Raw genomic sequence first — 19,139 nt, 5'->3', positions numbered from 1 at the left:
TAAAGTTATGAAAAGCAATCGACAAAAACGCGTCCCCATAACACAAATAAAGAATCAGCTCTTATCGTCCCTTGATAAAAGAGCACTTGTCCTTGTTGGTCTTATGGGGGCAGGCAAATCAGTGATCGGAAAACGCGTCGCCACCATGCTTCGTTTACCTTTTTATGATTCTGACCAAGAAATTGAAAAAGCTGCACAAATGACAATCACGGAACTCTTTGAAATTTATGGTGAATCCGAATTTCGTGCTCTTGAACAGCGTGTTATTCTAAACCTCATGAAAAAAAGTCCCCTTGTTTTAGCAACAGGTGGTGGTGCCTACATAAATGAAAATATCCGAAAAGCCATTCACCAAAATGGTATATCCATATGGCTAAAAGTCGATCTTGATATCCTCATGCAACGTGTCTCAAAGCACCCAACACGTCCCCTGCTTCAAACAGCCAATCCTAAAGAAACCATGCAAAAACTCATGGAACAGCGTTATCCTATCTATGCAAAGGCAAACTTAACAATTAACAGTCATAAAGAAAGCCGTCATACCGTAGCACAAAATGTTATACGATCCGTACAGCACTACCTATACACAGAAATTAACAATAGGGATAACCAGCATGCAAACCAAAACCGTCACTGTTAAACTGGACAAACACTGTTACGATATCATCATTGGTCCGGGTCTGATTACACAAGCTGCTTCACAAATTAAACATGCTCTTAATAAAAAAGATCCTCATCAAACGCGCTTGGCACTTGTTACAGATACAAATGTTGCTTCCCTTCATTTGGAGATATTGCAAGCAGAATTAACAAAAAATAAAATTCATACTGTCCCTATTATTGTAGAAGCAGGAGAACAATCAAAATCATTTTCAACCCTGCAAGTTGTCATCGATCAAATTCTTGCTGCGCGTTTAGAAAGAGGCGACTGTGTTATTGCTTTTGGCGGTGGTGTCATTGGCGATCTAGCAGGATTTGCGGCAAGTATAATCCGCCGTGGTATGAACTTCATTCAAATGCCCACAACGCTTCTTGCACAAATTGATTCTTCTGTTGGTGGAAAAACGGGAATCAATAGCCAATATGGCAAAAATCTTATTGGTGCCTTTTATCAACCACAATGCGTTATTGCTGACACGTGTCTTCTTGATACCCTGCCACCGCGCGAATTTCGCGCTGGCTACGCAGAAATAGTAAAATACGGTCTCATTAACCAACCTGACTTTTTTGAGTGGCTTGAAAAAAATGGGCAGAAAATTTTCTCTAATGGCCCTATGCGAACAGAGGCCATTGTTCGCTCATGCCAATTTAAAGCTGCCATTGTAGCACGTGACGAACATGAGAAAGGAGAGCGCGCACTCTTAAATCTCGGCCATACATTTGGACACATGCTTGAAACAGCAACCGCTTATGACTCCAACCGTTTAATCCATGGCGAAAGTGTAGCAATTGGGATGATTCTAGCTCATCAATTCTCTGCTCAATTAAATTTAATAAGCCCCACGCTTACACAACGCATTGAAGCGCACTTCAAATCTATAGGATTGCCTACACAATTAAAGGATATCCCAGGATGTCTACCAGATGCTGAAACTTTAATGACTCTCATTGCCCAAGATAAAAAAGTTTCGCAAAACAATTTGACTTTCATCTTAACACGCGGACTTGGCCAATCATTTATTGCAAAAAATGTTTCACCAGATGCCGTTTTATCCTTTTTGGAACAAAAATTAACAGAAATTCGTTAATTCATATTGAATATAATTGATTCGTTTTTATACTTCTATTAAAGATTAACATGATGATGTCTGCGTAGCTCAGTAGGATAGAGCACAGGATTCCTAAAGAAATTGGGCACTTTGAGAAGAAATCCTCAAAGTGAATCTGCTCAAATTCGGGGAAAGCTTCATGGGCGACTATATGCCAATCCCGAGCCAAGTCTCTTTTCAAATGAGAGAAAGGTGTAGAGACTGAACGGGCAGCACCTAAAGAGCAAAAGCTTCAAGGTGAAGAGACAGTCCAGACCACAAACAGCCGATAAGGCTGGCGGTGAAAATCGAAGTGGTATGAATCCTGGGGTCGCAGGTTCGAATCCTGCCGTAGACACCATCGTATCAGTCAAATTATTCTTTGTGCACAATATTAGGAATATAGGGAAGCATCATGAAAAAAACTTTACACATTTTAGGATTTTTCACCGCTTTAAGTTTATCACTCTTCAGCTCAAACAATAGCTTAGCTGGTTCTTTAATCATTGAAGTACCAGACAATCCAGAGCCCAAAACAGAGACCATTACCTATCAGTGTGAAACTGGAGCAGGTAAAGAGCGCATTGAGGCAGTCTATCTTAATGCTGATAATATTTCGTTGGTTGATTTCAAATGGAATGGTGACCGTGTCATTGCTGCTAATGTCATCGCGGCAACAGGAGCAAAATTTGCAGGAGCTCAGTATATCTGGTGGGAGAAGAACAAAGAAGTCACGCTTTATGACCTTGCTCAGGATCCAGAAGAAAAAAAACCTATCCTCTGTAAAGATGAGTCAACATTATTATTTTAAATAACACGGGAAATATTATGAAAAAAATTTCTTTTACTAAACAATTTTTCATTACTTTAAGTGTGCTCCTCCTCGGTTCAATTAATGCATTAGCAAGTTCTTTAGTCATTGAAGTACCAGATGATCCAGAACCAACAACAGAGACCGTCTCCTATCAATGCGATATGGGAACAAGCAAAGAGTATGTTGAAGCAACTTATTATAATGCTGGCAATATTGCGCTTGTTGATTTAAAATGGAACGGTAAGCGCATCGTTGGTTCTAATGTAATTGCCGCTTCTGGAGGAAAATATGTGGGTGGACAATACATTTGGTGGATAACTAAAAATGAAGCCATATTTTACGATCTTATTAATGATCCAAAAGAAGAAAAGCCCATCCACTGTGTAGAAGAAAAAAGCACAAAATAAGGAAGATTCTTACATTTCAAGAACCGCGCTGGCTCTCATCTCGTGATGTTCCTTCTGATGTGGGTAGCTTTTCCTCCGTTTGGTGTAATAAAAGAGCCAGCGGTTTTTCTGATTGTTTTTCTGAATGATGTCGATAAGCTGCTGTATGTGAAAGCAACATAGAAGCTACCGGTGCTGTTAAAAACAAAAAAAACATCAGCAACACTTCATGAAAAACAAAATAATGGTCCACAAATATTGAATAAAGAAATGAAGAAATAAGAATACTACCAACGCCCCAACTCGTACATACTGAAAGCATATGCAAACGCTTATAAAAATTGGAAAAACGCACCAAACCTATCGTTGCGATCAATGTCAATCCAGACCCTAATATTAAGAAAACTGTGATAGCAATAGCAACCACAAGCGATATATCATCTTTCATTCAATAATCTCCCCCCGCATAAGAAATTTCGCCAAAGCGATGCTTGAGACAGATCCCAACAATCCAATAATGAGAGCTGCGACAAAATAAGTGGTTGTTTCTGAACGAATATCGAATGTAAGAAACAAAAGAATAGTGGTTATATAAAGGGCATCCAAACCAACAATTCTATCCTGCGCCCGTGGACCACGAATCAACCGAAACAGCGCGAAAATCACCGCTAAACTTAAAAAAAACTGTGAAAAGAAAAGCCCCCAATAAAGAATCACCATACTCATAAAAAAATCTCCAAAAGCAATTGCTCATACCGTTGTTTGATCAACTGTTTGTAATCATATCCATTTTTTAAATTTAAGACATGAAGCAAAAGTTCACCCTTTTTACTATTATAGGCAACCCAAGCAGTTCCAGGGGTTGCCGAAAGGATGCATGCTAAAATAGCCAAAGCAGTGCGATTATGAAGCAGAAGAGGTACTACAATAAAACCAGATTTCTGCACTCGAGACCTTTTTGTTAAAACAAACCAAGCCACCGAAACATTTGAGAATATAGAATCTATAAATACTCGAAAAACGAGACGAAAAACCGCACTCCAGCTTTTAATAACAACCTTCTCCGGCTCCAGAAGCCGTATCATCCAACCACAAAACAAAGCGGTTAAAATCCCTAAAAGCAATTGCCCTAAACTAAAACCATTTAAAATAAGCCACATAAGGACAATGACACCACTGAAAAAAGGGGAAGGACAAAAACAATTCATTTACTTATCTCCCTATTTTCGAGAGAAAAATCCGTTAAAACGCTCCCAATATAGTTTTGAGGTTCATACAAAGTCTTAGCAGTTTCAGACATATAATGACTAACAGGACTGGCTACAATTGTTATAAGAAAACACAAAGCAAGGAGAACGGCAATAGGCGCAAATTCTATCACTTGCACACGAGGAATACGCCCTTCAAGAGAAACCCAAAAAGTTCGGATACCCGTTCGTGTCAATGCAATCAAAGCCGCAAAACCAGAGAGAGTGACAAAAATTACAAAAAGCCAATCTTGGTAAACCGGAAGAGAAGCAGAAAAATCCTCTCTACTGTGGTTTAAAATTGCCATGAACATCATAAATTTAGCAACAAAACCAGAAAAAGGCGGCAATCCAATAATCAAAATGGCACAGATACCAAAACAAGCTCCAAGAATTGCCAAGGTTACTGGAAAATAGATGCCAACTTCATCTTCTTCCTCCTCTTCATCGTCACCATACACCTCCATTGTGACAGCAAGAACATTAGCAGCCACATCTTGACAGCGTTCAACTAACTCTACTAAAAGAAAAAAAGCTCCCAGTGCTAAAGTTGAAGAAACAATATAAAAAAGTGCGCCTGCTGTCAGTGCTGTATTGCCTATCCCGATCGCAGCCAACAATGTACCAGAAGAGACAAGAACGCTATAAGCTGCCAAACGCACCAAAACTTGGCTCGCCAATACCCCAATAAAACCAACAATCATAGTGGCAAGCCCACCATAAAACAAAACCGTATGACCAAAATGGTTAAAATATTCACTTTCAGGACCAAACCATAGCAACGTTAAACGTAAAATAATATAAATACCAACCTTGCTCAAAAGTGCAAAAGAAGCTCCAACAGGCGCTGCTGCTGCACTGTAAGTTGGCACCAACCAAAAATTAAGCGGCCACATACCCGCTTTAAGCAAAAAAGCAATACCTAAAAGTGCAACACCTATTTCGAACAAAACAATATCTGTAGAAGATATATATTTTATTTTAACAGCCAAATCGGCCATATTAAGAGTACCAACGACTCCATAAATGAGCGCTATACCAACTAAAAAAAATAATGAAGCAACAAGATTAACCACAACATAATGCAATCCTGCGCGCACGCGTGTCTGACCAGAACCATGCAAAGCAAGCCCATAGGAAGCCGTTAACATAACTTCAAAAAACACAAATAAATTAAATAAATCGCCAGTCAAAAAAGCACCATTTATCCCCACCATAAAAAATTGCATTAGTGACTGAAAATGAGAACCAGCTTTGTACCAATGAGCCCGCGCAAAAACCAACACGCTAGTCACCAACAAGCTGGAAAGTAAAAGCATCATAGCGCTTAAGCGATCAAGGACTAAAACAATTCCAAAAGAAGACGGCCAATTACCAAGTCGATAAACATCGCAAGCCGGTGCTATTTCAAGAGTACGTATAATCAATAAAATGGCAGTAACAACCAACAGTCCCGCAGAAGAAAGACTGATGAATGATTTAAGTCTTGCACGACGTTCATCATAAAAAAGAAGAAGTGCTCCAGTGATTAACGGCAAAAGAATAGGCAAAATAAGGAGATGATGCACTCCTATTTCCATTATTGCACCTCACGTCCATCAACGTGATCAGAACCCGTTAAACCACGTGAAACCAACAAGATAACTAAAAATAAAGCTGTTGTTGCAAAACCAATCACAATCGCAGTTAAAACCAAGGCTTGTGGAAGAGGATCGACATAATTAGCTGGATTAATAACAGTGGTAGGATCAACAATTGGAGCAGCATTACTACGCGGTCTACTCATTGAAAATATAAAAAGATTAACACCATAGGAGATCAAGGACAAACCAAGAATGACTTGAAAAGTACGTGGACGCAAAACAAGCCAAATACCTGATCCGACAAAAACACCGATACCCAAAGAAAGAACAATTTCCATTAATTTTCCTTCTCTTTTAAAATAGGTTTCTTACCGATTCGGTAACTCCTAATTGACTGGTGTGCAAGTGCAATTAAAATCAGAACAGTTGCTCCTAACACAAGAGAAAGCACACCAAAATCAAACAAAAAAGCAGATGCCATGGGAACTTTCCCAATTAACGGAAGATGAATATATCGAAAAAAGGATGTTAAAAAAGGATATCCAAAAAACCAAGAGCCCATCCCCGTTACGACTGACAATAATAAACCAAAGCCTATCCAACGCAAAGGTAAAACTCTCAAATGCGTTTCCACCCACCGAATATCGCGTGCAAGATATTGTAAAATAAATCCTATAGCCAAAGTAATACCACCGACAAATCCACCTCCTGGCAGATCATGCCCTCGCATGAATAAATAAATAGCAAAAGCGATAATAATTGGAAAGAGCCAACCCATAATAACAGCAGGAACAGCTAAATAATTCAATACTGTATCTCCCACATTTCGATTAGGCTGAGCTATATCAAAGGCTTTCTGGATACGTTGTTGAAAAGGCGCATCAATACTCTCAGGCGCAGGACGAAAACGTCGTAAGAGTGCAAAAACAGTAAGGGAAACAACACCCAAAACCACAATTTCTCCCATGGTATCAAAACCACGGAAATCAACCAATAACACATTCACAACATTGCGACCACCAGCATCTGAGTAAGCATGCGTTAGAAAAAAATCAGAAATCGTTGTACCTTGGGGACGTGTCATCACTGCAAAAGAAAGCCATGCTACACCAGCACCTCCTACAAGGGATATGATGAAATCACGGAAACGACGCAAGCGAACCCAAAAATGAACAGCAGCTGGCCCAGGGTCATGCAAACGTTTAGGCAACCACCGTAAACCAAGCAATAATAAAACGACTGTAACAACCTCAACAACCAATTGTGTTATTGCTAAATCAGGAGCAGAAAGCCATAAAAAGGTTGCACAAGTCATCAAACCAGCTCCCCCTAAAAGCATAAGTGAAGCAAGACGATGAAACTTTGCTCGCCAAGCAACTAAAAGCGCACATAATCCGCCAACCAGCCAAAGAGCGAGAAAAGGAATATCAAGTGGAAAAAGCGGTAATGTCCCCACTGGAATGAAACCATCGCACCAAAGTAAAAGACCAACAAAGGCAAAACAGACCCAAAAAATCCAATGCAATTGGATCTGCAAACGGCGTGTTGACAAAGCAGACTCCACCGCACGGGCCCATTTCCAAGAAATAATTACGAGAATGCGTTCAAAAATACGCGGTCCTTTTAAGTGACGGAAAAAAGGAGCCCCATCATCACAGGATAAAAAATAACGATGCCCAACAGCATAGAGCAATCCGCCCCCTAATAATGCAACAAAGCTCATCACTAATGGAGTGTTAAACCCATGCCAAACAGCCAAACTATAAGGAATTGTCATTGGTCCTAAAACAGACACGACCGCATTATCTAAAATAGGTCCTATTGTTAAATTAGGAAAAATACCAACCGCTAAACAAATAAACACCAAAAGCTCCATTGGTAAACGCATGAAATGCGGTGGTTCATGGGGAGTCTTGGGTAAATTGTCAGGCTTTGGTCCTAAAAAAACGCCATGAATAAAGCGTATAGAATAGGTCACACTAAACAGACTAGCTAGCGTTGCCACATAAGGCGCAATCCAATCGAGCCATGATTCCATATGCGTTTCAACAGCTTCAGCAAAAAACATCTCTTTCGATAAAAAACCATTCAACAAAGGAACCCCAGCCATCGCTGCACTCGCAACTAAAGCAAGAGTTGCTGTGATAGGCATAGAACGATAAAGCCCTGACAGTTTACGCATATCACGTGTTCCCGTCTCGTGATCAATAATGCCAGCAGCCATAAATAAAGAAGCTTTAAAAGTAGCATGATTGGCCATATGAAAGATCGCCGCAACACATGCAAGTGGACTACCAAGACTTAAAAGTGTTGTAATTAATCCAAGATGACTAATAGTCGAGTAAGCAAGCAGTCCTTTCAAGTCTTGCTGAAACATGGAAAAATAGGCACCTAGAAGAAGAGTTGAGAGTCCTGAAAAGCCAACCAGCCAAAACCAAGATTCTGTTCCAGAGAGCACAGGCCATAAACGAACAAGCAAAAACAATCCCGCTTTTACCATTGTTGCCGAATGCAAATAAGCCGATACGGGAGTTGGAGCAGCCATCGCGTTAGGTAGCCAAAAATGAAAGGGAAATTGCGCGCTTTTTGTTAACCCTCCCAATAAAATACAAATAAGGATAGGACTATAAAGAGAACTTGACCGGATCATATCTCCAGACTGTAGCACCTTATCCAAATCAAAACTGCCAACAGTATACCCAATCAATAAAACTCCAATAAAAAGAGCAAAGCCGCCAAAACCTGTGATCGTTAGAGCCATACGCGCACCCTCACGCGCACTTGCATTATGGTACCAATAGCCGATCAGCAAAAAAGAAAAAATACTGGTAAGTTCCCAGAAAACAACCAAAAAGACGAGATTACCTGATAAAACTATTCCTATCATTGATCCCATAAAGGCCAAAAAAAAGGAAAAAAAACGCGGTACAGAATCCGCTGGATCTATGTAATAACGTGAATAAATAACAACAAGCAGCCCAATCCCTGTAATAAGCAAGCAAAAAAGCCACGACAAACCATCTATGCGGAGAATCAAATCGCTTCCCCATTCTGGAAGCCAAGAAATATCTAAACGCACTATGTGGTTTCCGCGAACTTCCGGATAAAGCATTATTGTAAAAATAAGACAGAAAAGTGCGACAACCCCAGCAAACCACGCTTCATTATTTTTTGCTGTCGAACGAAAAAAGCCAATGACAGCACTTCCACCAAAGGGAAGCAAAACGAGCAATACCAACATTGCTTCCCGTGTTGTCATTCTTTAAACTCCATTTTACCTTAATATTTTGTCATCGACAAAACAAAAACTTATATTCTCACCCCCATTCCACACTTAATGATAATAAGATTTAATAAAACTTAAAAGCATTTAAAATTTTTAAAAAAACAATGCTTGCATGAAAATACTGCGCACCACACAAGTCTTCTCTTTATTGTAAGAACAATAACGCTCACGACAAGAAGCAATTAAAATTTTATTTAATTTCTACCCTTTAAAAAAGCGTGATAAACACTGCCTACGCCCCCCATGAAAAGGCTGAAAACTATTATCATTTTTATTATAAGAGCGATAACGCGCAAGGCAAGATTCAATATGTTGTTTAAGCATCCATGGCTCTTTTTTTTCTAATTTTTCCGAAGAAGACGTTAAAAACACTTTTTTAGCATCTGGTACAACTTTTAATGATGCGCCTTTTGTGCTTAAGTGCGGTGATGTAATAAATGCCGCTTCAGGATACCACCAATTATCACTGTATTTACGATAACCACGCCGATAATGACGATAACCTTTAAAACCATTAAGTTCTCTACGCCCCGTAAAAATCAAAGGCACCGAAATATCTTGGAGAGAAGTCTGAGTAACCAGTTTGGCTTTAGCATCACTCCTATTTTGCCCCCAATTAACAAGAGTGGTTGTTATAATGAAAAAACTGCTAACAAATACAAAAGCTAAAGCATAATATAATTTTTTTTTCATACTCATAACAAAAAACTCAACATAATAAACAACAGTAATTACAGAAAGCCTTTCTCTTGCTGGACAGAAACAGATTCTTTTCTTAAGATTCTTTTTTCTTGAGACATTCTGTTACTCTTTGTACTAAACGTTGATCTTGGCAATAAGATCCTACAAAAAAGAATGAATAAATGATGATAAAAACCCCCTACTATCTTATAGACAAATCGAAACTCATCAAAAACATGCAAACAATTTCTCGTTTACGGGAAATGTCCGGAGCTAAAATTTTACTTGCTTTGAAATGTTTTGCCACATGGAGTGTTTTTGATTTAATGTCTGAGTTCATGGATGGAACCACATCATCATCCCTTTATGAACTGCGTTTAGGAAGAGAAAAATTTGGCAAAGAAACCCATGCTTATTCAGTGGCTTGGGCAGATGATGAAATTGATGAAGCCTGTGGTTATGCAGATAAAATCATCTTTAATTCCATCCAACAGCTTCAACGCTTTTCTGATGCAACAAAAACCATTCAAAGAGGTTTAAGGTTAAACCCAGGAATGAGCGCATCAAATTTTGATCTTGCCAACCCCTCTCGCCCTTTTAGCCGCTTAGGAGAAACAAACCAAAGCGCTATCAAAGAAGTTCTGCCTCTTATCAACGGATTGATGATCCATAACAATTGTGAAAATGCTGACTTTAATCTTTTTAACCAAATGCTTGGGTATATGGAAGAAAAATTTGCAGAACTTTTTTCTGCTGTTGACTGGATAAGCCTTGGCGGCGGAATCCATTTTACGGCTGAAAATTATCCTCTAGAAGCTTTCGCAAAACGCTTAAAACAATTTTCTAAAACTCATGGTGTCACTCTTTTTCTAGAACCAGGAGAAGCTGCTATTACCAAAAGCACCACTTTAGAAGTCAGTGTTCTTGACACATTGTATAATGAAAAGAATCTAGCCATCGTTGATAGCTCAATTGAAGCACATATGCTTGATCTTCTCATTTATCGTGAGAATGCCAAATTAGAACCCAATCAAGGTCCACACGAAATTATGATTTGTGGAAAGTCTTGTCTTGCCGGCGATATTTTTGGAACATTTCAATTTCAAAAACCTCTTAAAATAGGCGATAGACTGTCTTTTCAGGATGCAGCAGGTTATACAATGGTCAAGAAAAACTGGTTTAATGGCGTTACAATGCCTGCTATTGTTCTCAAAGAGTGCGATGGTACATTAACACTTCAACGCCAATTCAGCTATAACGACTATCAGGAAAGCCTTTCATAAAGATAAACCATAAAAAACGTCATACAACAGTATTAAAAAGGAGATGGACCTACAATGAAAAAAAATGTTCTCATTATTGGTGCCGGAGGTGTTGCACAAGTTGTTGCGCATAAATGCGCTCAAAACAACGATATTCTTGGTGAAATTCATATTGCTTCACGAACACTCAAAAAATGTGAGGCCATCATTGCTTCTATTAAAGAAAAAAACACAATGAAAGAACAGGGTGTTCTCAAAAGCCATTCGCTCAATGCCATGAATGTAGAAGAAACTATAAAGCTCATCCAAAAGACCAAATGCGAAATTGTCATTAATGTTGGTTCTGCCTTTCTTAATATGTCTGTTCTTTCAGCTTGTATTGAAACCAAATGCGCTTATATCGATACCGCAATTCATGAAGACCCATTGAAAATTTGTGAAACACCTCCTTGGTATGGCAATTATGAATGGCCTCGACGTCAAGAATGTGAAAAAGCTGGTATAACCGCTATTTTAGGAGCAGGTTTTGACCCAGGTGTAGTGAATTCTTATGCTGCATTAGCGCGCGATGATTATTTTGATAAAATCACAGATATTGATATTATTGATATTAATGCCGGAAATCATGGACGTTGGTTTGCTACAAATTTTGATCCAGAAATTAACTTCCGTGAATTTACAGGACAAGTATGGTCATGGCAAAATAAAAAATGGACTTCCAATAAAATGTTTGAAATCAGCCATGAATGGGATCTTCCCGTTGTGGGAAAACACAAAGCCTATATGACAGGACATGATGAAATTCATTCACTTTCCAAAAATCTTGATGTAGAGAATGTCCGTTTCTGGATGGGATTTGGTGATCGTTATATCACTGTTTTTACGGTTCTAAAAAATCTTGGCCTCTTATCTGAACAGCCCATTAAGACAGCAGAAGGACAAGAAGTCGTGCCCTTGAAAGTCGTAAAGGCCGTCTTACCCGACCCTTCCTCTCTCGCCCCAGACTACACAGGAAAAACCTGTATCGGAGATCTTATTAAAGGCGAAAAAGATGGAAACTCGAGAGAAATTTTTATCTATAATATAGCCGATCACAAACAAGCTTTTCATGAAACTGGGGCACAAGGCATTTCCTATACAGCTGGCGTACCAGCAGCCGCAACAGCTCTTCTTATTGCCACAAGCGAATGGGATGTTAAAACTATGGTCAATGTAGAAGAATTACCACCCCACCCTTTCCTTAAATATCTTGATCATATGGGGCTTCCCACTTTTATAAGAGAACAACAAGAGGATAAAAAATTACAATTTTAATACCTATAGAAAGCATATAGTTGATTTTTTAAGTTATCACAAAACTGCCCAATGAAAACAAACTTAATATTCTCGTGTAATTATGGTTTTCAAAAAAATTTTAGCTATTCGTTATATTTTGGCAACATTGTGATTTCTTAACAACCCTAAAGAAGAGACATAGCATCTTTTTAAGACATAGCGAGCAATGATCAAAAAAACAGAGAAGAAAAAACTAATTTAATCACACTGTATAACTTGTCATTATCATCAAAAAGATAGTGTCATAAACAAAAGATATAAAAATACCGCTCTTTTAAAGAAGAGCGGTATTTTGTAGAATATTCAATCCCTTCCCTCTTCATATATAACGTTACGCTGAATACTATAAGATTATCTTAATCACAAACTCTCTCACATTGAAGCAATTAAAATCTTTTGTCTGCACATCACAAACAAAGCAAGCGTATGAGTAAAAAATGACAAATTTCTCTTATGAAAACGCTCAAATAATAAAGAGCTTTAGCAATATTGAAAACTGAAAAAGTGTATTATAATGTCAGTGTGTACTTTTACTAAACATAAAGATGATGGTGCACAATAGGTCTTGTAACAGTTTGAATGAATTTCATATATTTCAAGAGGAACTTTACAGTTATACCATTCACGAGCCACCATCGCGAAGTAGATTTGAGCATTTTGAGAGATGTTTGCTTAACACAAAACACGCAGATAAGCTCGGAATCCTATCTTAAATATTTTATAACAGTATAAAAACTACCCCATATATAAAACTTTACATAGACTAAACACCACTGCTCTAAACGATAGTGCACAACAGGATAATCAATCAAAACTGCACAACAGATATCTAAAAAAGTAATTATCGAAAAGCATACAACAAATGGAACATTCCAATACTATTGGTTATATTCCTTTTTTTGTTGCATGCTTCACTAATATTTTCTGCCCCCCCGTGCCTTTTAAAATGTACTTTTTAAAAGCTTTTTAAATATGAAGTGGTTTAGCAAATGTTGCCAAAGCTGCCTCACGCACGGCTTCTGATAAGGTAGGATGTGCATGGCAACAACGTCCCAGATCTTCTGATGAACCACCAAATTCCATTAAAACTGCAATTTCATGGATCATTTCACCAGCACCAAATCCAAGAATATGTCCTCCTAATACCCTATCTGTTTTTTTATCAGAAAGGATTTTAACGAACCCATCACTCTTTTGCATTGCACGTGCACGACCATTGGCCATAAAAGGAAATTTGCCAACATTATATTCAATACCAGCAGTTTTTAGCTCTTCTTCTGTTCTTCCTACACTCGCAATTTCCGGCTGTGTATAAACAACACTAGGAATAACATCAAAATTAACATGCCCTTTTTGACCTGCCAAAATCTCTGCCACAGCAATGCCTTCTTCCTCTGCTTTATGTGCTAACATTGGCCCTTTTACGACATCACCAATTGCATAAATTCCTGGAACATTCGTCTGCCAATGGGCATCAATTGCAATAAATCCGCGTTCATCTAACTGAACACCAGCCTCTTGTAAGCCAAGCCCCTCTGTATAAGGAGAACGTCCAGTAGCAATAAGCACAACATCAGCCTCTAAAGTTTCAGCCTCACCACCTTTGACAGATTCAAAGCTCACCTGAGCAGTTAAGCCAGATTGTGTAACAGCTGTCACCTTTGCACCCGTTTTATATTCAATCCCCTGTTTTTCCATTAATTTCTGAAATTGCCGTGAAACTTCACCATCCATTGAGCCCAAAACTTTATTAAGATACTCAATAATGGTCACCTTAGCACCCAAACGGCTCCAAACTGATCCAAGTTCTGAACCAATGACACCAGCACCCACTACAATCATATGCGCTGGTACTTTTTCAAGTGAAAGGGCTCCCGTAGAAGAAACAATAGTCTTTTCATCAATTTCAACATTCACCCCTGGAATTCCTGAACTCTCTGAACCGGTAGCAATAATAATATTTTTTGTTTCAATTGTTTGTTTATTACCATCTCTGGCAACAACTTCCACATGACCCGCACTCAAAATTTTGGCTGTCCCAAAAAAAGTATCAACTTTATTTTTTTTCATCAAAAAAGAAACACCACTGGTATTGGCTGTCACCACAGCTTTCTTATGAACCATCATTTGTTCAAGATTAAGCTTAGATTTACCAATAGAAATACCAAGCGTTTCAAAACCATGCTGGGTTTCAGCAAACACTTCTGAAGCATGCAACAACGCTTTAGAAGGAATACAACCAACGTTGAGACATGTTCCTCCTAATGTTGTACGCTTTTCAATAATTGCTACTTTAAGTCCCAGTTGCGCCGCCTTTATTGCTGCTACATAACCACCTGGACCCGCTCCGATCACAGCCACATCATAAGACATCCGTTTCTCCTTTCATCCTGAAAACTGTATTTTACAAATCAAGAACAAGGCGTTCCGGATCTTCTAAGCTTTCCTTAACACGCACAAGGAAAGTTACAGCCTCTTGCCCATCCACAATACGGTGATCATAAGAAAGCGCTAAATACATCATGGGGCGGATCACAACTTGGCCCTCAACAACCATTGCTCGCTCTTTAATCGCGTGCATTCCCAAAATACCAGATTGTGGTGCATTCAAAATCGGTGTTGACATCAACGATCCATACACACCACCATTGGTAATGGTAAAAGTTCCACCTTGCATATCAGAAACGGCTAATTTTCCATCACGCGCAAGACGCCCCAAACGACCAATCTCTTTTTCAATCTCTGCCAATGACATTTGATCTGCATCTCGCACCACTGGAACCACAAGCCCTTTATCCGTTCCAACAGCAATTCCAACATTTACATAGTTTTTGTAAACAATATCTGTCCCATCAATCTCGGCATTAACAGCAGGAAGTTCTTTTAATGCATGACAAACAGCCTTGGTAAAAAAACCCATAAAACCAAGCTTAACGCCATGTTTCTTTTCAAAAAGATCCTTATAACGCTTGCGCAAATCCATCACCGCTGACATATCAACCTCATTAAATGTGGTTAACATTGCTGCTACATTTTGTGCATCTTTAAGACGGCGAGCAATTGTTTGACGCAATTTCGTCATACGAACCCGCTCTTCACGTGTTTCTTGGACAGGAGTTGTCGAAGAACTCGTCGCAGAAGAAGAGGGTGTAGGGGCATTTGTACTTTGTTTTAATCCACCAAGAACATCTTCTTTAAGAATTTGTCCACGTTTTCCAGAACCTGAAATATCGCTTTTTGCAACATTATTTTCAGCCATCAATTTTGCTGCTGAAGGAGAAGGAGGCATTGCACTGCTCAAAGCAGGTTTCTCCGATTCAGATGAAGGCGCTGGAACAAGTGTAGCAGAAGGTGAAAATGATTGGGAGACACCAGCTTCTCCAGCTTTCACCACTCCTAAAAGAGCATTTACTTCAACCGTATCGCCTTCTTTTGCAATGATTTCAGATAATTTTCCAGCAACAGGAGAAGGAACTTCAACGGTTACCTTATCAGTTTCTAATTCAACCAAAGGCTCATCCATAGCGACAGCTTCGCCAAGTTTTTTAAACCATTTACCAACCGTTGCTTCGGTAACCGATTCGCCCAAAGTAGGAACACGAATTTCAGTAGTCATAATATTTTTCCATACATTCAGAGTAGTAATAAATTAAGAACCTAACGCGTCTTTAAGAAACGCAGCCAGTTGTTCAAGGTGTTTCACCATTAACCCAGAGGCCGGTGACGCACTCGCAGGACGACCTGCATAACGAGCACGTGAATATTGCGCATTAATATGCGTCAAAACCCATTCCAAATAAGGCTCAATAAATGACCAAGCCCCCATGTTTTTTGGTTCCTCTTGGCACCAAAAAACTTCCGCCTGCAAAAAGCGCGACAACACATTCACCAAAACTTTTGCAGGGAAAGGATAAAGCTGTTCAATACGAAGGAGGTAAACATCATCGATACCCTTTTTTTCACGTTCTTCATAAAGGTCGTAATAAACCTTACCAGTACAAAGAACGACACGGCGAATCTTATTATCTTTTTGCAACTTAATGACAGAATCTTTGAGACATTCTGCATCATCAAGCAACACACGACAGAAACTTGTTTCTGGCCCCATTTCATTGAGAAGAGAAACAGCTCGCTTATGACGTAAAAGTGATTTCGGTGTCATCAAAATCAATGGCTTACGGAAATCACGCTTAATTTGTCGACGCAAAATATGAAAATAATTTGCAGGGGTTGTACAATTAGCAACCTGCATATTATCTTCCGCACAAAGTTGAAGAAACCGTTCTAAACGTGCAGAAGAATGCTCCGGCCCTTGCCCTTCAAAACCATGAGGCAATAAACACACAAGACCAGACATACGAAGCCACTTACGCTCTGCGGATGAAATAAATTGATCAAAAATGACCTGTGCACCATTAGAGAAATCACCAAATTGTGCTTCCCAAAGTGTTAACCCTCGTGGTTCAGCAAGAGAATATCCATATTCAAAACCAAGAACAGCTTCTTCAGAAAGCATAGAATTAACAACGTCATAAAGCGCTTGCCCTTTTTGTAAATGATTCAAAGGAATATAACGCGCTTCATTCTCTTGATCATAAAGAACTGAATGACGTTGTGAAAAAGTTCCCCGTTCAACATCTTCACCTGAAAGACGAACCGGCGCTCCTTCCAAACAAAGTGAACCAAAAGCTAAAGCTTCAGCGGTTGCCCAATCAACCCCCTCACCGGTTTCAAAAATTTTAGCACGATTATTTAAAAAACGTTGAATGGTTTTGTGAACGTGAAAATTCGCCGGAATTTCAACAATTTTCTGACCAATTTCCTTTAAAGTTTTTAATTCAACACCGGTTGTTCTAGAATGCTGCTCATCAGAACTACTAAAAGCTTTGAGTCCCGTCCAGCTCCCATCAAGCCAATCAGCCTTATTAGGTTTATAAGAAGCACTTTCTTCAAGTTCACCTTCAAGTTTATCGCGCCATAATTTTTTTTGTTGCTCAATCTCTTCCGAAGTAATCATTCCTTCTGCTACCAATTGATCACTATAGAGTTGAAGAGTTGTTTTATGATTACGTATTGCTTTATACATAAGCGGCTGCGTAAAGGAAGGTTCATCACCTTCATTATGCCCATAACGGCGATAACAAAACATATCAATAACCACTGGTTTATGGAAAATTTGGCGAAACTCTGTTGCTATTTTGGCAACAAAAACAACTGCCTCAGGATCATCACCATTCACATGGAAAATTGGTGCGTCAATCATTTTTGCGACATCTGATGGATAAGGCGAAGAACGTGAAAAACGTGGAGATGTTGTAAAACCAATCTGGTTATTAATAATAACATGAAGTGAGCCTGCAACACGATAACCTTTAAGACCTGAAAGACCAAAAGTTTCTTGGATAACGCCTTGTCCTGCAAAAGCGGCATCACCATGAATAAGCAATGGCATCACTTTTGAACGCTCACTTAATGGGAGTAAATCAGTATGCGCAGGTCCCATAAGTTGATCTTGTTTAGCACGTGCTTTTCCCATAACAACCGGATCAACAATCTCAAGATGAGATGGATTGGCCAACAGTGATAAATGAACTTTTTTACCATCAAAGTCCAGATCAGCGGTAGTTCCCAAATGATATTTAACATCACCGGATCCCTCCACATCATCAGGCTTGTAAGATCCCCCTTTGAATTCATGAAAAATAGCCCTATGCGGTTTGGCAAGAACTTGTGAAAGAACATTTAAACGACCACGATGCGCCATTCCTAAAATAACTTCCTGCACCCCCAAAGCACTACCACATTTGATAATCTGTTCAAGAGCGGGAATCAGCGCCTCACCACCATCGAGTCCAAAACGCTTTGTACCTTTATATTTAGTGTCTAAAAACTGTTCGAATCCCTCCGCCTGAATAAGCTTATTCAGAATAGCTTTCTTGTCTTGTTGTGTGAAAGAATTTTTTTTATCTCGCCCTTCAATACGTTCTTGAAGCCATACTTTCTGAACCGGATCAGAAACATGCATATATTCCACACCGATTGTTGAACAATAGGTACGATTGAGAATCTCAAGCATTTGCGGAATAGTTGCATATTCCAACCCTAAAACATTATCAATAAAAATGGGACGCTCGTAATCAGCTGGAGTAAAACCATAAGCTTCTGGAGAAAGTTCCTTATAATCTTCTTGTTTTTCGGCCAATTGAAGAGGGTCAAGCTGCGCATGAAGATGTCCCCGTTCTCGAAACGCACGAATCATCATAATTGCATGAATGGAATCACGTGTTGCACGAATAATATCTTGTTTACTGGAAGTTTTTCCCTTTTGTGCAGCACCTGTTATTGCTTTTTCCTTTAATTTATCGCCAAGATATTTTTCAAGAGAAGACCAATCACCATCAAGAGCAGAAACCAATTCACCCTCTGCTTTTAATGGCCAATGATCACGCTGCCATGTTGCTCCTTCAGCATTTTTAAGAACATCTTCTTTATTATCATGAAGTCCTTCAAAAAAAGCACGCCACTGTGAATCAACACTGGTAGGATCTTTTTCATATTGAGCATAAAGTTGATCTATATAATCCGCATTCCCACCATAAAGAAATGATGTCTGTGCAAAAAGGCTATTTATTTCGTCCTGCCTTGCCATATACCTCTCCGGAACATCTATTCCGTCTCCTTATATCTCTTTTGACCTTTAAATGCTTACAAACAAGCAGTAATTTGAACATTCAAAAAAGTTTTACCTTTTTATACTCAAGTTTTTTCACCTGAATCTAAGAACCTTTTCTTATTCA

General features: G+C 39.0%; 16 protein-coding genes. 6 read left to right on the top strand and 10 right to left on the bottom strand.

What is annotated here, in order from left to right; translation table 11 throughout:
• Positions 1–7: 7 nt before the first annotated feature.
• The 4 genes from ACFIQC_RS00925 to ACFIQC_RS00910 all read left to right on the top strand — a co-directional run bounded on the left by ACFIQC_RS00925 (position 8) and on the right by ACFIQC_RS00910 (position 2,969).
• A complete protein-coding gene (locus tag ACFIQC_RS00925) occupies positions 8–640 on the top strand; it encodes a shikimate kinase (RefSeq protein WP_375606223.1) in 633 nt (210 codons plus the stop codon).
• Positions 615–1,748, top strand: coding sequence for a 3-dehydroquinate synthase (gene aroB, locus ACFIQC_RS00920; RefSeq protein WP_375620917.1), 1,134 nt, complete (start codon positions 615–617; stop codon positions 1,746–1,748). Before ACFIQC_RS00925 ends, aroB begins: the two co-directional genes overlap by 26 nt.
• A 415-nt stretch (positions 1,749–2,163) precedes the next feature.
• The gene (locus tag ACFIQC_RS00915; protein ID WP_375611315.1) at positions 2,164–2,559 is read left to right on the top strand and encodes an MliC family protein; all 396 of its coding nucleotides are present in this window, start codon (positions 2,164–2,166) and stop codon (positions 2,557–2,559) included.
• Between the two features lie 17 nt (positions 2,560–2,576).
• Positions 2,577–2,969, top strand: a complete 393-nt coding sequence (locus ACFIQC_RS00910; protein WP_375639905.1) for an MliC family protein — start codon at positions 2,577–2,579, stop codon at positions 2,967–2,969.
• A 16-nt stretch (positions 2,970–2,985) separates the two neighbouring features.
• Here the strand turns inward: ACFIQC_RS00910 and mnhG are convergent, their stop codons facing one another.
• The 7 genes from mnhG to ACFIQC_RS00875 all read right to left on the bottom strand — a co-directional run bounded on the left by mnhG (position 2,986) and on the right by ACFIQC_RS00875 (position 9,763).
• Positions 2,986–3,396 (bottom strand): monovalent cation/H(+) antiporter subunit G, encoded by a 411-nt coding sequence (gene mnhG / locus ACFIQC_RS00905; RefSeq protein ID WP_375611317.1) that lies wholly within the window; start codon positions 3,394–3,396, stop codon positions 2,986–2,988.
• On the bottom strand, positions 3,393–3,674 hold the full coding sequence (locus tag ACFIQC_RS00900; RefSeq protein ID WP_375620915.1) for a K+/H+ antiporter subunit F: 282 nt from the start codon (positions 3,672–3,674) through the stop codon (positions 3,393–3,395). Before ACFIQC_RS00900 ends, mnhG begins: the two co-directional genes overlap by 4 nt.
• A complete protein-coding gene (locus tag ACFIQC_RS00895; protein ID WP_375611318.1) occupies positions 3,671–4,156 on the bottom strand; it encodes a Na+/H+ antiporter subunit E in 486 nt (161 codons plus the stop codon). Before ACFIQC_RS00895 ends, ACFIQC_RS00900 begins: the two co-directional genes overlap by 4 nt.
• Positions 4,153–5,775 carry a monovalent cation/H+ antiporter subunit D gene (locus ACFIQC_RS00890; RefSeq protein ID WP_375620914.1) on the bottom strand — a complete coding sequence of 541 codons (1,623 nt, stop codon included), beginning with the start codon at positions 5,773–5,775 and terminating at the stop codon, positions 4,153–4,155. The genes ACFIQC_RS00895 and ACFIQC_RS00890 overlap by 4 nt, the downstream gene beginning before the upstream one ends.
• Complete coding sequence (locus ACFIQC_RS00885; protein ID WP_273790150.1) at positions 5,775–6,116, bottom strand: Na+/H+ antiporter subunit C; 342 nt, start codon at positions 6,114–6,116, stop codon at positions 5,775–5,777. The genes ACFIQC_RS00890 and ACFIQC_RS00885 overlap by 1 nt, the downstream gene beginning before the upstream one ends.
• A complete protein-coding gene (locus tag ACFIQC_RS00880; protein WP_375612749.1) occupies positions 6,116–9,037 on the bottom strand; it encodes a monovalent cation/H+ antiporter subunit A in 2,922 nt (973 codons plus the stop codon). Before ACFIQC_RS00880 ends, ACFIQC_RS00885 begins: the two co-directional genes overlap by 1 nt.
• Before the next feature lie 228 nt (positions 9,038–9,265).
• Entirely contained in the window at positions 9,266–9,763 is a 498-nt protein-coding gene (locus ACFIQC_RS00875) for a BA14K family protein (RefSeq protein ID WP_375629089.1), read from the bottom strand.
• Between the two features lie 167 nt (positions 9,764–9,930).
• On the opposite strand from ACFIQC_RS00875, the gene ACFIQC_RS00870 reads away from it, so the two are divergent.
• Complete coding sequence (locus ACFIQC_RS00870) at positions 9,931–11,028, top strand: carboxynorspermidine decarboxylase (RefSeq protein WP_375620959.1); 1,098 nt, start codon at positions 9,931–9,933, stop codon at positions 11,026–11,028.
• 54 nt (positions 11,029–11,082) lie between these two features.
• Complete coding sequence (locus tag ACFIQC_RS00865) at positions 11,083–12,321, top strand: saccharopine dehydrogenase NADP-binding domain-containing protein (protein WP_375706606.1); 1,239 nt, start codon at positions 11,083–11,085, stop codon at positions 12,319–12,321.
• Positions 12,322–13,308: 987 nt separating this feature from the next.
• Here the strand turns inward: ACFIQC_RS00865 and lpdA are convergent.
• Genes lpdA through ACFIQC_RS00850 form a run of 3 tightly spaced genes read right to left on the bottom strand, consistent with a single transcriptional unit; the run spans position 13,309 to position 18,991 of the window.
• On the bottom strand, positions 13,309–14,715 hold the full coding sequence (gene lpdA / locus ACFIQC_RS00860; protein WP_375620910.1) for a dihydrolipoyl dehydrogenase: 1,407 nt from the start codon (positions 14,713–14,715) through the stop codon (positions 13,309–13,311).
• A 31-nt stretch (positions 14,716–14,746) separates the two neighbouring features.
• Entirely contained in the window at positions 14,747–15,958 is a 1,212-nt protein-coding gene (gene odhB, locus ACFIQC_RS00855; protein WP_375622075.1) for a 2-oxoglutarate dehydrogenase complex dihydrolipoyllysine-residue succinyltransferase, read from the bottom strand.
• 33 nt (positions 15,959–15,991) lie between these two features.
• Complete coding sequence (locus ACFIQC_RS00850) at positions 15,992–18,991, bottom strand: 2-oxoglutarate dehydrogenase E1 component (RefSeq protein WP_375706605.1); 3,000 nt, start codon at positions 18,989–18,991, stop codon at positions 15,992–15,994.
• Between the last annotated feature and the right edge of the window lie 148 nt (positions 18,992–19,139).

It is taken from the genome of Bartonella sp. AA126HLJHH (assembly GCF_042197425.1).
In the GTDB taxonomy this organism is placed as follows: domain Bacteria; phylum Pseudomonadota; class Alphaproteobacteria; order Rhizobiales; family Rhizobiaceae; genus Bartonella.
The sequence above is the reverse complement of the archived record's forward strand: the minus strand, read 5'-3'. Positions and strand labels throughout refer to the sequence as shown.

Bases quoted from the DNA above. Each gene is read 5' to 3' on its own strand.
- ACFIQC_RS00900 (WP_375620915.1), bottom strand. From the start codon at position 3,674: ATGAGTATGGTGATTCTTTATTGGGGGCTTTTCTTTTCACAGTTTTTT.
- odhB (WP_375622075.1), bottom strand. From the start codon at position 15,958: ATGACTACTGAAATTCGTGTTCCTACTTTGGGCGAATCGGTTACCGAA.
- ACFIQC_RS00915 (WP_375611315.1), top strand. From the start codon at position 2,164: ATGAAAAAAACTTTACACATTTTAGGATTTTTCACCGCTTTAAGTTTA.
- ACFIQC_RS00885 (WP_273790150.1), bottom strand. From the start codon at position 6,116: ATGGAAATTGTTCTTTCTTTGGGTATCGGTGTTTTTGTCGGATCAGGT.
- ACFIQC_RS00850 (WP_375706605.1), bottom strand. From the start codon at position 18,991: ATGGCAAGGCAGGACGAAATAAATAGCCTTTTTGCACAGACATCATTT.
- ACFIQC_RS00870 (WP_375620959.1), top strand. From the start codon at position 9,931: ATGATAAAAACCCCCTACTATCTTATAGACAAATCGAAACTCATCAAA.
- ACFIQC_RS00890 (WP_375620914.1), bottom strand. From the start codon at position 5,775: ATGGAAATAGGAGTGCATCATCTCCTTATTTTGCCTATTCTTTTGCCG.
- ACFIQC_RS00865 (WP_375706606.1), top strand. From the start codon at position 11,083: ATGAAAAAAAATGTTCTCATTATTGGTGCCGGAGGTGTTGCACAAGTT.
- ACFIQC_RS00910 (WP_375639905.1), top strand. From the start codon at position 2,577: ATGAAAAAAATTTCTTTTACTAAACAATTTTTCATTACTTTAAGTGTG.
- aroB (WP_375620917.1), top strand. From the start codon at position 615: ATGCAAACCAAAACCGTCACTGTTAAACTGGACAAACACTGTTACGAT.
- ACFIQC_RS00880 (WP_375612749.1), bottom strand. From the start codon at position 9,037: ATGACAACACGGGAAGCAATGTTGGTATTGCTCGTTTTGCTTCCCTTT.
- ACFIQC_RS00875 (WP_375629089.1), bottom strand. From the start codon at position 9,763: ATGAGTATGAAAAAAAAATTATATTATGCTTTAGCTTTTGTATTTGTT.
- ACFIQC_RS00895 (WP_375611318.1), bottom strand. From the start codon at position 4,156: ATGAATTGTTTTTGTCCTTCCCCTTTTTTCAGTGGTGTCATTGTCCTT.
- mnhG (WP_375611317.1), bottom strand. From the start codon at position 3,396: ATGAAAGATGATATATCGCTTGTGGTTGCTATTGCTATCACAGTTTTC.
- lpdA (WP_375620910.1), bottom strand. From the start codon at position 14,715: ATGTCTTATGATGTGGCTGTGATCGGAGCGGGTCCAGGTGGTTATGTA.
- ACFIQC_RS00925 (WP_375606223.1), top strand. From the start codon at position 8: ATGAAAAGCAATCGACAAAAACGCGTCCCCATAACACAAATAAAGAAT.